At 59.4% G+C, this 12,573-nt stretch carries 11 protein-coding genes; 1 reads left to right on the forward strand and 10 read right to left on the reverse strand.

From position 1 onward, the window contains the following. Positions 1-57: 57 nt before the first annotated feature. Entirely contained in the window at positions 58-2,028 is a 1,971-nt protein-coding gene (locus tag IFT67_RS16900) for a polysaccharide biosynthesis protein (RefSeq protein WP_197983128.1), read from the reverse strand. Positions 2,029-2,042: 14 nt separating this feature from the next. Next, complete coding sequence (locus tag IFT67_RS16905) at positions 2,043-2,681, reverse strand: sugar transferase (protein WP_206757940.1); 639 nt, start codon at positions 2,679-2,681, stop codon at positions 2,043-2,045. A gap of 78 nt (positions 2,682-2,759) precedes the next feature. Here IFT67_RS16905 and IFT67_RS16910 point away from each other — a divergent pair, with 78 nt between their 5' ends. Further along, positions 2,760-3,653, forward strand: a complete 894-nt coding sequence (locus tag IFT67_RS16910; RefSeq protein WP_192239325.1) for an NAD-dependent epimerase/dehydratase family protein — start codon at positions 2,760-2,762, stop codon at positions 3,651-3,653. Between the two features lie 19 nt (positions 3,654-3,672). Here IFT67_RS16910 and IFT67_RS16915 read toward each other — a convergent pair whose 3' ends face one another. The 8 genes from IFT67_RS16915 to IFT67_RS16950 are packed head-to-tail and all read right to left on the reverse strand — an operon-like array spanning position 3,673 to position 12,534. Continuing rightward, the gene (locus IFT67_RS16915; protein WP_524539094.1) at positions 3,673-4,698 is read right to left on the reverse strand and encodes a WaaS/CpsH family glycosyltransferase; all 1,026 of its coding nucleotides are present in this window, start codon (positions 4,696-4,698) and stop codon (positions 3,673-3,675) included. Beyond that, a complete protein-coding gene (locus IFT67_RS16920) occupies positions 4,698-5,810 on the reverse strand; it encodes an NAD-dependent epimerase/dehydratase family protein (protein ID WP_192239327.1) in 1,113 nt (370 codons plus the stop codon). The genes IFT67_RS16915 and IFT67_RS16920 overlap by 1 nt, the downstream gene beginning before the upstream one ends. Positions 5,811-5,830: 20 nt before the next feature. Then, a complete protein-coding gene (locus IFT67_RS16925; protein ID WP_192239328.1) occupies positions 5,831-6,970 on the reverse strand; it encodes a glycosyltransferase family 4 protein in 1,140 nt (379 codons plus the stop codon). Then, positions 6,967-8,052, reverse strand: a complete 1,086-nt coding sequence (locus tag IFT67_RS16930) for an acyltransferase family protein (protein ID WP_192239329.1) — start codon at positions 8,050-8,052, stop codon at positions 6,967-6,969. The genes IFT67_RS16925 and IFT67_RS16930 overlap by 4 nt, the downstream gene beginning before the upstream one ends. Before the next feature lie 13 nt (positions 8,053-8,065). Continuing rightward, positions 8,066-9,355: a hypothetical protein gene (locus tag IFT67_RS16935; protein WP_192239330.1), complete on the reverse strand. Its 1,290-nt coding sequence runs from the start codon at positions 9,353-9,355 to the stop codon at positions 8,066-8,068. After that, complete coding sequence (locus IFT67_RS16940; protein ID WP_192239331.1) at positions 9,352-10,401, reverse strand: glycosyltransferase family protein; 1,050 nt, start codon at positions 10,399-10,401, stop codon at positions 9,352-9,354. Before IFT67_RS16940 ends, IFT67_RS16935 begins: the two co-directional genes overlap by 4 nt. Beyond that, positions 10,398-11,180: a class I SAM-dependent methyltransferase gene (locus IFT67_RS16945; protein WP_192239332.1), complete on the reverse strand. Its 783-nt coding sequence runs from the start codon at positions 11,178-11,180 to the stop codon at positions 10,398-10,400. Before IFT67_RS16945 ends, IFT67_RS16940 begins: the two co-directional genes overlap by 4 nt. Beyond that, positions 11,173-12,534 (reverse strand): CDP-glycerol glycerophosphotransferase family protein, encoded by a 1,362-nt coding sequence (locus IFT67_RS16950; protein WP_192239333.1) that lies wholly within the window; start codon positions 12,532-12,534, stop codon positions 11,173-11,175. Before IFT67_RS16950 ends, IFT67_RS16945 begins: the two co-directional genes overlap by 8 nt. Between the last annotated feature and the right edge of the window lie 39 nt (positions 12,535-12,573).

Genomic DNA, 12,573 nt, shown 5'->3' on the forward strand with positions numbered 1-12,573 from the left:
CCGCTAAAGTTTGCGGCGGCACCCACCATGCAGGAAACGCCGATCCTGCCAGGCCGGTTAATGCACGCCTTCTCTTAGAACCCCTAGCGGTGATACCCGAGGGGAGGCCAGCGTTAACGACAGAACCACGTGGTCGACCAAGGGCGAATTTGGGACGTATTCTAGAACGATCTTTGTTAGCATGTCACGCACCGATGCCGCGTCACCCTTGTCCAGCCGTTCGCACAATGTGCGAATAAGGCCTTTGAGCGTGACGAGATCGTAGAAATCCTCGTGCGATCGCAAAATGCGCGGATGCGCGGTCGGCGTCGGTTCACCGGCGATCAGTAATTCCTCGAACAGCTTCTCACCAGGGCGAAGGCCGTCAACTCGGATTTCTATATCGCCCTCCGGATGGGTTTCGTCCCTTACCGTCAGGCCGGACAGTTCGATGATGTTGCGAGCAAGATCAATCACCCGCACCGGATCGCCCATGTCGAGCACGAAGACGTCGCCACCTCGCGCCATCGCTCCTGCCTGAACGACAAGCTGCGCGGCCTCTGTAATTGTCATAAAATATCGAGTAATATCCTTGTGCGTGACGGTCAGAGGTCCGCCTGCGGCGAGCTGGCGACGGAACAACGGCACGACCGATCCGCTCGACCCTAGGACGTTGCCGAATCGGACCATCGAAAAGCATGTCGAAGAGTTATCCTGCTGGAGTGCCTGCAAGATCATCTCTGCCATCCGCTTGGTCGCGCCCATGACATTGGTTGGTCGCACTGCCTTGTCGGTACTGACGAGCAGAAAATTGGCGACGCTGTGACGTCTTGCAGCATGGGCCAAGACCCAAGTCCCCAGCACGTTGTTGCGCACGCCGTCGATGACGTTGTGCTCTACGAGCGGGACGTGCTTGTAAGCAGCGGCATGGAACACGGTATTGGGCTGCCACGTCGCCATCACCTCTTCCACGCGACGTTCGTCGCCAACCGATCCCAATAAGGGTACGATTATGCCGGGCGCCAGATCCATGGCGATCGCGGCCGCAGTCAGTTCTTGATGCAAAGTATAGAGATTAAATTCGCTCGATTCGAATAGCAAGAGCAGGGCAGGCCTAGCCTGCAAAATCTGTCGACACAATTCGCTGCCAATTGATCCGCCGGCGCCGGTCACAAGCACAACTTCCTGCGCAATGTTACGCCGCAGTAGAATTTCGTCGGGCGGCACTGCGGGGCGACCGAGCAGATCTTCGATATCAAGTTCCCTAAGGTCGCTGACAGTGATGTTACCGCGGGCAAGTTCCACGAAGCTTGGGACGGTGCGAACCTTGAGGTTCAGTTCGTGGAGTTGGTGCATGATTTCCGTCCGACGTGCGCGGGTAGCGGAGGGAATGGCCAGCAGAAGGTGCGAAACGGAGCGCCTTGTTACCAACTGCCCTAGCTCGTTGGGACCATGGATCGCCACGCCGGACATTGTCGCCCGTCGCAGTGAGGGATTGTCGTCTATGAAGCCGACCAGACGCATCTCGTTCGATGACAGGATGGCGCTGGCGAGCTGTCGGCCGGCCGACCCCGCACCATATATCACGACGCGAGGAACATCGATCGCCCGCCAGCGGGCAAGATAGCTGTCGTGCAACAGTATCCGGCCTAGCGCCCGCGACCCACCGATCATGACCAGCAGCAGGATCGGCTGGATCAGGCCGATCGTGCGCGGAATACTAGCTACGCCGACAAAGGTGTAGATGAAGGAGAACGGTACTGAATAAAGCACCACCGCTCGCGCGACAGCCACTGCGGATTCGTTGCCCGCATAGCGGAATATCGCACGGTATAGACCAAAACTAACGAAGATCGGCAGCGCCAGCGCGATAGATACAAGCACCGGATAGGATGGTTCCGCCGTCAGCGGCGGCCATTCTCCCAACCGTAGATAGAAGGCGGTCCATACGCTGGCAACGCAAATTAGGCTGTCTATACCAAGCGCGATCAAGCGCTTGGCAGGACGCGGCAGTTCGAGCAAGCGGTCCGTCAGCATCAACGATTTCATGGTACAGAGCGCGATCACTTGTTTTGCAGCGCGGCGTCACCACGGCCGCCGCCAGACGCGGTTTGCACGATTAGCGATAGATCGCGCATCGGTGTTGCGACATGGAAATAATCCGCTTCTGTTCGCGCAAGCAGGATTGGGTCCGACATGTCGATGCCGACCAGTTGAGCTGGGCCAGTGACGCCAGGTGCGAATGCGTACAAGCCCAACCGTTCCCGCTCCGCGATCAAGACGTGCTGGCTCGGAAGGCAAGGCCTCGGACCTACTAGGCTCATCGAGCCACTGATTACGTTAAGTAACTGAGGCAGTTCGTCTAACTTACTGCGGCGCAGGAACGCTCCGACGCGAGTGATCTGCATCGGATCTATCTCATGCGATGGTAAATCACCCGAACGGGCGGCCATAGTGCGCAGCTTCAAAAGCCGAAAGACATGGCGATTCCGGCCAACACGTCGCTGGACGAACAGCGGCGACCCCGCGCTGTCGTAACGAATCGCGATCATCGCGGCAACGCATATCGGTAGTGCGATCGGCACAAGGCATAAACAGATCGCTAGATCGAGGAACCGTTTGATAGCTCGCCTTTCGGTAATTGTACGCAGAGTGCGCATAATGCAGTCCTCATAAGAAGAACCGTTGCTTTGTGCAATCATGGCGGAAGGTGCCCAGGATTGTCCTGCTCGCCGCAATATGACACCGCATGTTTATGCCATAGTTAAGGGACGCGCAGAATGAATAAACGGGCATCGGATCCGTCTGAAGATGAGGGCCCGACCCTCGTGCTGGTCGGGGCGCAAAGTCGGGCCGGCCGGGCGATTCGGCAGGCATGGCCGGGCCGCATTGTCGCAGTCCATCGCGGCAAGGAACCGGGTCTCACCCTTGCCGATTACACGCAAGTGCCCGACGGCGTGATCCCGTCAGGCAGCGTCGTCGTGAACTGTGTCGGCACGCCGATAGGTACGGATGCGGTACTGCACCGGATCAACCACGACGTCGCACTGCGCTGGGCCAAGGCCGCGAAAGCGGCAGGTGCCACGCGCTTCATCCAGATGTCCAGTTTTGCTGTCTATGGCTCGGCCATGCTGATCGATGCCGATACGCCCGAATTGCCGGAAACCGCGTATGGTCGATCCAAGCTGGGGGCCGATCAGGATCTGTGTTTATGTGCCGCACCGGGGTTCGGAGTCACAATAGTCCGCATTCCAATGTTGTTCGGCGACGGCTCCGACAAGCTGACCCGACTAGTTGGTTTCGTTCGTACGATCGGGATGGTGCCGCGTGTAATGCCGCCGATCGCACGGGCGATGCTGGGCTATGACGCACTTGCCGCTGCCATCCGCGCCTTAACGCTGGCCCCGGTGGACGGCGTCGTCCATATCGCCGATCCGACCGCCTTCAGTTATGAGCTTTTGCGTGAGCGGATAGAGCGTGTGACGGGACGGCTGCTTCGTTCCTTCCCGGTTTCGGCTGCCGCTGGCGCAATCGCCCACCGGATCGCGCCAGCAGTACATTCCCGCTTGCTGGCATCCAGTCGGTTGGCCCCGGAAGTGGCGTATCGCTTCGCCATGCCCATGGGTGGATCGCTGGTGGATGCGCTCGACCGGATTGCCGCCGGCACCGCATGACAGCCGCCGTGGCAGAGGGCTATGCCGGCAGGCGCATCATCGCCGATAACTGGTCTAGGAAACGGTCAAGCGACAGGAAATAGGTCTGTTCGTGGGTCAGCGGTGGCAACGGTCCGACGGCATCGAAATCGATTGATGCGAGATCGGCGATGTCGCCGATCACGGTCACGCGATTGGCGAAGGATGAGGGCAGAAGCGCCTCCGCGGACGCGTTGAGCGTCAGCAACCGGGCACCGGCTAACAGCGTCTCAAACGTGCGCGCAGTCATACCGCTCTGGCCGGGATGTGGGACGTCAAGGATGTAGCGGCTGCGGACGAACATATCGGCGATGGCGGATTTTGAAAAGGGCGTGTCGGAGATCAGCGGCGCGACGCGCCTGGCGCTGCGTGACACCAACGCCTTAATTCCGAACAGGCGGCGCGAGTGGTAGTACAGCATCAGCCCAAGCCGTAAGGGCCGCGGTCGATCAATACTCATCAGCGCCGCGATAATGCCGGCGCGGGAGGAATGGACGGTGCCGCAGAAGCCAATGTCCTGGTCTCGCGCCGGTGCCATGCCTATCAGGCGTTCATCGAACAGGGCTTCGGCGAACAGCGGGATATAGGCCATCCGGTGATCGCGGCTGTCGTTCGGATCGAAGGTTGCCTTGCTGTCGAGCAGGTCGAGATAGGTCAGAAATCGGTCTTTATTAGCGGTCCCGTCCCAGGTGTAGAAATGGACACGGATCCCCTGCTTCACCAGCCGCTCGACGAAGGGTCGGTCGATCACTTCGACTCCGACCAGTAGCACGTCGGTGCAGCAGGCTTCTACGATTTGGTCGGTGACCTGCCGAAGGTGGCGGGGCAAGGGCGACAGCCGGTGATGGCCCATTCCCAGCCGGTACAGGATTTTATCACGGACGCGATTAGAGTGCTTCTCGTCGAAGGTCAGTACAGCCACACCGCGCCGTTCAAACGCCTTCACGATACCCTGAATGTACGAGAAAAAGGTTGGCCCAACGACCGCTAGCCTGACTAGGTTCCCGACGCTGGCGACCCCATCCATCAGTTCGCCAGTCCTTTAGCCTTGAGTTCCTCAGTGGCCTTGTCGAGTCGATCGGCATAAACTGGTTCGCCTGACGCCCAAGCGCAAAACCCCGCAAGCCCGTCAGTCAGCGCCACCTGCGGCGCGTAGCCAAGTAGCGTGCGGGCGCGGTTAATATCGGCAAAATTGTGCCGGATGTCGCCGACGCGGAACTGGCCTGTAACCTCTACAGGTACATCAAGCCCGCCGGCGCGAAGCAGTTCCGCAGCCAGTTCGTTAACGGACGTGGCGATTCCGGAACCGATGTTGCACACAGTGCCGCTGGGCACGTCGTGCGTCATCGCAGCAACGAGCCCGGCAACTACGTCGTCTACATGGACGAAGTCGCGGGTTTCCCTGCCGTCCTCGTAGATCGGCAGCATCATGCCTTGGCGGGCACGATTAAAGAAGATCGAAATGATCCCTGTATAGGGGTTTTGCAGCGACTGGCCCGCGCCGTAGACGTTTTGGAGGCGAAGCGTCACAGCAGTGAAGCCCAGCGCTTCAGACGCCGCACTCATCAGCAATTCTTGGGATGCCTTGGTCGCAGCATATATTGATCCGGGCGCGAACGGAAGCGTCTCTGGCGTACCCATCATGTGGAGCGGTGCGCCGTCGTCGTCGCAGGGCTCCCAAGCGCCGGATTCGAGCTGCCCGCGCGTCCGCGGGTTGGGTTGAACGATTCGGCCGCTATTGTCGCGATAGGCGCCCTCGCCATAGACGCTGCGGCTGGACGTTAAGACGACCTTGCGCGGCCGCGTTGAGCATTGTGCGATTGCCTCGAGTAGCGCCGCGGTCCCACGATCATTAACGTCAACGTACCGTTGGATCTGGTACATCGATTGCCCTGTCCCGGTTTCTGCAGCGAGATGGAAGACAACGTCCACGCCCTCGAGCACATCATACCTCAGGGGCAGGTCGCGTACGTCGAGCCGGACTAGGCTGGCGCCAGCCGGCAGGTCGAAAACCGGTGTTTCTCCATGCACTTGGGTCGTGACGCTATCGACGATCACAGTTTCATGGCCCAGCCTACCGAGCGTGCGGCACAATTCGGTGCCAATGAAGCCTAGGCCCCCTGTTACGAGTACGCGCATCTTGTCGTTCCTTCGCGGAGTTACGTTGTTGATGAGGCGGCAACGACGCCGAGCAGCGCGAACGTGCGCCGGGCCGTCGTCTGCCAAGAATAGTCCGCTGCATAGCAGATGCCGAGCCGGGCGCGCTCTAGCATCGCTTTGCCGTCGCCCAGCGCTCGGACAAAGCTGTCGGCGATCAAAGACGGTACGGCAGGATCAAAGAACAGGCAGGCGTCACGCGCGATTTCCGGCATCGGCGAGCGATCCGAACAGCAGATTGGGATACCGCAAGCCATCGCTTCAATCAGGATATTAGGCATATTCTCGCACGAGGAGGCGAATACCAGCAGATCGCTGTCGGCATATAGCGCGGGCAGCGAGGCGTTCGGCACCTCACCTATATAGTGGATGCGCGTGTTTGTCGGATCAGCCGCCTGTATCGCATCTTCGACCTTGCTGCGATAAGCTGGATTGGCAGGGCCGCATAGCGTCAGCGTCGCATTAGGCATGTCGCGCATGATGGCGGCGAACGCAACAATGACCTCGACTTGATGCTTGTAGGGTTCGAGGCGGCTCGGATAGACGATCCGGATCGGCGTTTCCGGTCCGGCAATCGCTATGCGTGGAGCGGGCGAGAAGCGCTGCTGGTCGACCCCATGGGGGATGATCGCGACGTGGGTTGGCTGGCGCGACAGGCGAGGGGCAATGGTCTGTTCGGCGGTCCGAGACAGATAGATCATTCCGTCCGCCCGCGCGAAGGTGGCCGCGTTGAGCTGGCGCAACAGGCGCAGGCGCAACCGCTCGGCACTAAACCTGGGGTACATGCTCCAGAATTCCGGCCGGAAGGGCATCATGTTGCGGCTGATCGTTGCATAGGGACGGAAATTGCCGAAGGCGAGACCGCCGGGAGCGTAAAGCACGTCGCATCCGGCAGCGCGCAGCGCGGTTGGCAGCCGATGTGCGACGAAGCGCAACCGTGAGAGCAATCCCCTGCCGAGTTCGGCAACGGCGTGCTTCGTGATCCAAGCCCGATCGGGGAGCAGCGCTACTACGTCCGCAGATCCGAACAGGTGAATGTGTTCGAACCCGTCCAGCGCGGGATCAGCTACTTCCAGCAGGTTTCGAATATAATTGGGTCCGCCTCCGTCGCGGATATTGTGCAGGTCGATTCCGACGATCATAGGTTTTCCCTTCTGGGCTTCCGCCTGATCGCGAGCACCGGTCGTTCGATCAGGTTCCAACTCAGCAGGCCATAGCCGATGGCGAGCACGCATACCGTCGCCAGATAGAGCGCGAATGGCCATTTTGCTGCGCCTCCGGCCAGCAGCATCTGGATTATTGGGAAGTGGCACAGATAAATACCGAACGAGATATCCTGTTTCCCAAACATGTCACGCACCTGCGGCAGGCGGGAGATGCCCCCCACCAGCGTCACTAAGGCCAGAACGTGGACGGCATCCTCGGTCTGCGCGACCAACATCAGTAGGCCGATCCCGACCGCGCAAACCAGCGTTAACCCGCCCCGCGTAATGCTCCCGTCCGCATTTGCGAACAACGCGATGCCAAGCCCGAAGAAGTGGATTTGGCCGGGTAGCTGGAACTTCAGTGACAGCGGCGGGGTATAGCCGAACCAGTCGCCCACGACCCGGAGAAGCGGCCACCACAGGACGCCAGCAACCACCAGCGCCATCGACACGGTTAGGAACGTCCATCGCCGCGCCAGCGCGTACACCACCGGCAGGATGGCGTAGAACATTATCTCGACCTTGATAGACCACAGCGCGCCGTTAACCGCCTGAAAGGCGTTGTCCGCAAACATCCCATCGATTGTCGGCTTGAAAAAGTTAAGGGTCAGCAGGTTGGCAACGAAGTAGCGTGGCAATTCAGACCAAGCGACTGAGACGTCCTGCATCCTGCTCTGCAACAGCGACGCGGCGGTCAGGATCACCACTGCCGCGGCATAGGCAGGATAGATGCGTAGGAAGCGGCGCCGGTAAAAGGCGGCGGGATGCTGAATGCGGGCATAGCTGCCGCATACCAAATACCCACTCAGGATAAAGAAGCCTTGCACTGCGGCCTCGGAGTTCAACACCGTCCGCAGTAACCGATAACCCTCGTCGCCAAGCAGCGTCGCGGCGTGCGACAGCACCACTGATGCGGCGAACAGCAGGCGCAACTCGGCGATGTTGTTCAGCCTTCGGCCAGTGATACAGGTCGGCATCGTAGCGATGGTAGTCGCACCGGCCGCGCTTTCCAGCGTCATATGCCGCGCCTCGTCACGGGTAGGGAGCCCGGCGCTGGCGTTGCTGCAGCGAGAGAGTGCCGCGCTGGACCTGTATCGCGGCCTGTCGGGGCATTGTCAGTCGCATCGCCGTACAGGCGACAACGGCGATTATCAGGATGATTGGCGTAAGTGGATCGAAGATGACGTCGGTCGCAGCCGATATTGCGACGGCACGAATGGCGATCGCCCCGAACACCATGCCCAGCAAACTGCCAGCAAACGCGAAACGCAGGAAGATCATGACGACCGCCCCGGTCAGCAGCGGTGTGATTACGAATCCCAACCAGCGAAAATCAGCCCAGCCATACAGGAGATAGGTACCTGTATTGACCCCGCCGAAATAACGGGTGGCTTTGAACAGGTCGCGATCTACCACGTGCCATAGGATAGGCCGACCTATATAGGCTCCGTAAAGCTTCGGTTCCGACGGCAGATACCCGTCGACGGTGACGGAAAGGTTCATGATCGCCGACGCACCTGAATATATATAAATCTGTTCCATCGCAGGACCCGACGCGCCGGTCATCTGCGTCTCGCCGAGCCCACGCGCTTGATTCATCGCGAAAAAGCCAGCGACTAAGGTGATGGCGAAGCCGACGACCAGCAACCGTCGCGGCAGCGTACCTAACAGCATACGATAGCTTTCGCGGGGATGCAGGAAAGCGACGACACCATACGCGATGGCCAGCCAAGCCACCGGGCTTTTCTGGAGTGTTGCTGCATAGCACATGATCGCGATCGTCGGAGGCAAGAGATAGGCCCACCGCCCCGTCCGCAGGAACCGGGCGAACATGGCAATGGCCACGATATCCATCAGGATCGTGACGAAGCTAAGCAAGCCGAGGTGCAGGTTCAATCGGCTTTCAGCGACCTGCTGGGCGTCGAGATTGGCGAAATCCGCAAGCCCCGAGGAAGTGTAGCTGTACAGGAACACAGCCAGCCCCAGTGAGAATAATCCGGTCGCGACGACCGGATTGATGTCCATCCGTCTCGCCTCCGACAGCTGGAACGCCCCGGTCGGTGAAAGCGTCTTCACCAGTGCGCAGCCCGCCCAGAACGATAGGAACCCCATCGCCATCGCGATATAGATATACTGGCTAACTGGTCGGTTAAGGTAAATGTAAATTGGCGACAGAAAATAGGGTGGCCAGTTTAACATTACCAGCGCCGGCATCCAAGCCAATATCCCAAGGCTCACCGGATTTAGATAGCTGCGCCACCATGCCTGCGACAGAATAAAAAGGCTGCCGCATACGATCAGGGTTAGCAAGGTTCCGATCATGTCGCGTTCCTTCTACCGGGGGCAGCCAAGGCCGCCATCAGCGTCGCGCGATACGCTTCGTAGGAAAGCATCGCGGCGCGATCGAGCGACGCCGTCGCCATCCGATCTCGGGCATCACGGTTTGCAACGGCGTTGCGCAGCACCGTTTCCCAATCGGCACCGCCAGCGACACGAAAGCCTACTCCGGCCTCTGCCATCAGGTCGCGCGCGATACCACGGTCGTTAGCTAAGAATGGCACGCCCGCTGCCATGTAAATGAACAGTTTGCCGGCCCCCCGCCACAAGGCATCCTCGCTATCGTCGAGGCGGAACAACCCAAGGTCAAACGTTGGCACGGTCGCGAACTCGGTCGTCTCGTCCCAGGCAACGAGCCGCAGCGTCGCATGGCGGAAATCATAGTCGATCGCCGCGACGCCAATCAACATCACCTCGATCGGATGATCGCGTGCGATCACATCGATCACCGGCATTAGCGGCGCGATGAAGCGATACGTCCCGGGACTGCCAGTCCAGCCAATCCGCACTGGGGCGTCATGACGGCGGGGCAGCAGCGCAGCGCGGGTCCCGCCGTAGCGAGTGGCGTCAACCGGGCCGTAAAAATGCATGCAGGTCCGGGCACGACCTCGCAGTAAATCGAGATAAGAGCGGTTCTCCACCATCACAATGTCTGCCCGGCGCACGATTAGCTCGAATGCCGCGCGACGGATATATCCCTTCCATCCAGATCCGTGCCGGTCGACCGGATCTGAAAAATCAAACACTACCCGTCGGTCCTTGCCCAAGTTCTTTATCAGCAACAGCGGCGACAGCAGCAGCACTTCTTGTAGTACGATGGCATCGGCCCATAAGAACGCCGCAATCCAACGCGGCACCCGCGCAATGATTCGCGCAACTAGCTGTATCGATATGACCTTTGCGCCTAACGGAACAAGGCTGTCAGCGCGAACGCTTTTGTCTTGGCCACGCAGCCAGTCGACATGATCCCATATTCGCAGCCGCGAACTTGCCCGGTCGCGCGCACCGATCGCGAGTAGAAAAATTTTCACTCAGTAGTTCTCGTACCCAATACGAACGTCCATGGCATATAGATGTCGCCCTTGAAAATCATATCACCGACCGGCCGCGAGACGCGATTGCTGTAAAAGTGATCGGTAGCCTGCATTGGCACCGAATGGCCAGCGAGGCGGTCGATGTCATAAAGGTCGGGCAGCCGATCCAGCGACCATGTCTCGCCCAGCAGCGACTGCAGATAGGGCAGGGAATAAATGTTGTTGTGCTGATAGCCGCGTTCGAACAGGTCCTCGAAGGAAGTGTCACTGAGGTGCTTCTTAATCTGCACGCATTCCTCCCCGATCAGCATCCGGAACAGAAAGAAGCGAACGCTGGGCGCCGCCGTGATTGCGGTCAGCAGGGGCTCTATAGTCGGGATGTGAGGCAGAGTGTTGGCAGATATTACGCAGTTGCGGTCCACTAGAAACTCTGCAGGATCAAGCGCGGAGCCGACCGAAAAACGGGCATGAGCATTATGCCCGAAATGGCAGGTGCCGAAAGCGATGTTGTCAGCATCTATGTCGACGCTGTGATAATCGACCGAACCGTGTTCGTAGCGGTCGGCGATGACGGGATAGTAATGGCCGGGTCCGCCGCCGAAATCTACGATAGCAAGATCGCCAGTCGCGTTCTCGTTCAAATAGCGGCCCATGGTGCTCGCGGAGTCCATCTTGACCCCGTCATTCAATCGCTGCTTGAGGAGGTCGGAATACTGTCGGTCCTGTGTGAAGTAGTTCCAGTGCTCGTCGTCTCGGGTATTCATAGCGTCAAACATCAGATAAAAGCTCCTCGACGGCGCGTCGGACGACGGCCGGATAGGCACGCGATGCGCGTGGCACGTACAAGCGTTCAAAGGCGTCATAGTCTATCGTCATCGGTTGATCACCGGACAGGCATAGATTGACGAAGGTTACCACGTCATCCACGCTACGGGCGAGCGGCGGACGGACAGCGGCGATGAGGTCGCGGAAGTGATTGCGCCGGTAGAAGTTGCAGATCATCCCTTCGCTCGCGCCATCCGGTTCGAACGCCACGTTGATAATCGGGCGGTCCAGCGCGAGCGCGTCGATGGTCATCGTCGAGGCCATCGAGACGATGGCGACGGCGAACCGCAGTTGGGCTGCAAGGTGAACCTCGTCGGCGATGCTCATAACCCGTTCCACATAGCGGTCGCCGCGGCCAGGAACGAAGACACGCAGGTTGGCAATGTCGGCGAAGTACACCTCGTCCGCCGCCTCGCTGAAGGGGTGCAGCCGCACCAGAATGCACGTGTCGTCTGGCAGGGTCGCCGCAAGTCGTTCCGCCACGGCATGGATTAACTGGTACTCGCGCGGCACCCCCTCGCCGGGTATTCGCGTTAGCTCGGCATAAGAGGCGCTGTACAGCACGAACCTGCGATAATTTGAAAGGCCAATTCTCGAGAGATAATCCGGCGCGTCGCGTACCGTGCCGCTGTCCTCGATCAGGCGAAGGCGGGGATAGCCGGCGATGGTGATAGTATCGGCGGGAACGTGGAAGATCTGCTCGAGTTCGTCAGCCATCTTGCGGTTCCACACTACGGTGCGCATGACTGGAAAGGGAAAGAAGCCCTTGGTTGTGAAATTGTCCCAGCTGCTCGCGGCAGTAAGCTGCCGTAGCCCTCGGCGGGCGGCCTCGAGCAACAGGCCGTAGTCCAACGAATTAATCGTCGATCGCGTGGCGATGACCAGATCGGGTTCGCCAACAATCCGGTTCGTGCTGTCCTTGCGCGCGACAGCCAGCAACAACCGAGCGTAGAGGCGCAGCGTGCGTCGCGTGCCGATCAGCTGTCGCAGGCCAACCATCGCCTGCGCTATTATCCGCTTGGCCGGTGACGCAGCTAGTGACTGGTGAACATTGTAAAACGTGTCGTAGAACAGTAGCGGATATAGCGTCTTTAACAGCCGCTCGATCCGCGATACCCCCGGTTCCGACATCTGCAGTATGCTTACTTTGTCTGACCGAATGGCGTCGAATTCGGGCAAATCGGGATTTTGGGTGTAGATCTGCATTCGAACGCCTGGGATCGCCAGAAGCTGTTCAAGCGTGCCGGTATGGACGAAGTCGCGGATAGAGACTGCATAAGGTAAAATGACGGCAATGTTGGACATAACAAAAGATCCGCAGAATCGACGAGCCGCACGCTTGGG

This window comes from Sphingomonas sp. CFBP 13728 (assembly GCF_014841895.1).
Taxonomy (GTDB): domain Bacteria; phylum Pseudomonadota; class Alphaproteobacteria; order Sphingomonadales; family Sphingomonadaceae; genus Sphingomonas.

Bases quoted from the DNA above. Each gene is read 5' to 3' on its own strand.
- IFT67_RS16900 (WP_197983128.1), bottom strand. From the start codon at position 2,028: ATGAAATCGTTGATGCTGACGGACCGCTTGCTCGAACTGCCGCGTCCT.
- IFT67_RS16905 (WP_206757940.1), bottom strand. From the start codon at position 2,681: ATGATTGCACAAAGCAACGGTTCTTCTTATGAGGACTGCATTATGCGC.
- IFT67_RS16910 (WP_192239325.1), top strand. From the start codon at position 2,760: ATGAATAAACGGGCATCGGATCCGTCTGAAGATGAGGGCCCGACCCTC.
- IFT67_RS16915 (WP_524539094.1), bottom strand. From the start codon at position 4,698: ATGGATGGGGTCGCCAGCGTCGGGAACCTAGTCAGGCTAGCGGTCGTT.
- IFT67_RS16920 (WP_192239327.1), bottom strand. From the start codon at position 5,810: ATGCGCGTACTCGTAACAGGGGGCCTAGGCTTCATTGGCACCGAATTG.
- IFT67_RS16925 (WP_192239328.1), bottom strand. From the start codon at position 6,970: ATGATCGTCGGAATCGACCTGCACAATATCCGCGACGGAGGCGGACCC.
- IFT67_RS16930 (WP_192239329.1), bottom strand. From the start codon at position 8,052: ATGACGCTGGAAAGCGCGGCCGGTGCGACTACCATCGCTACGATGCCG.
- IFT67_RS16935 (WP_192239330.1), bottom strand. From the start codon at position 9,355: ATGATCGGAACCTTGCTAACCCTGATCGTATGCGGCAGCCTTTTTATT.
- IFT67_RS16945 (WP_192239332.1), bottom strand. From the start codon at position 11,180: ATGTTTGACGCTATGAATACCCGAGACGACGAGCACTGGAACTACTTC.
- IFT67_RS16950 (WP_192239333.1), bottom strand. From the start codon at position 12,534: ATGTCCAACATTGCCGTCATTTTACCTTATGCAGTCTCTATCCGCGAC.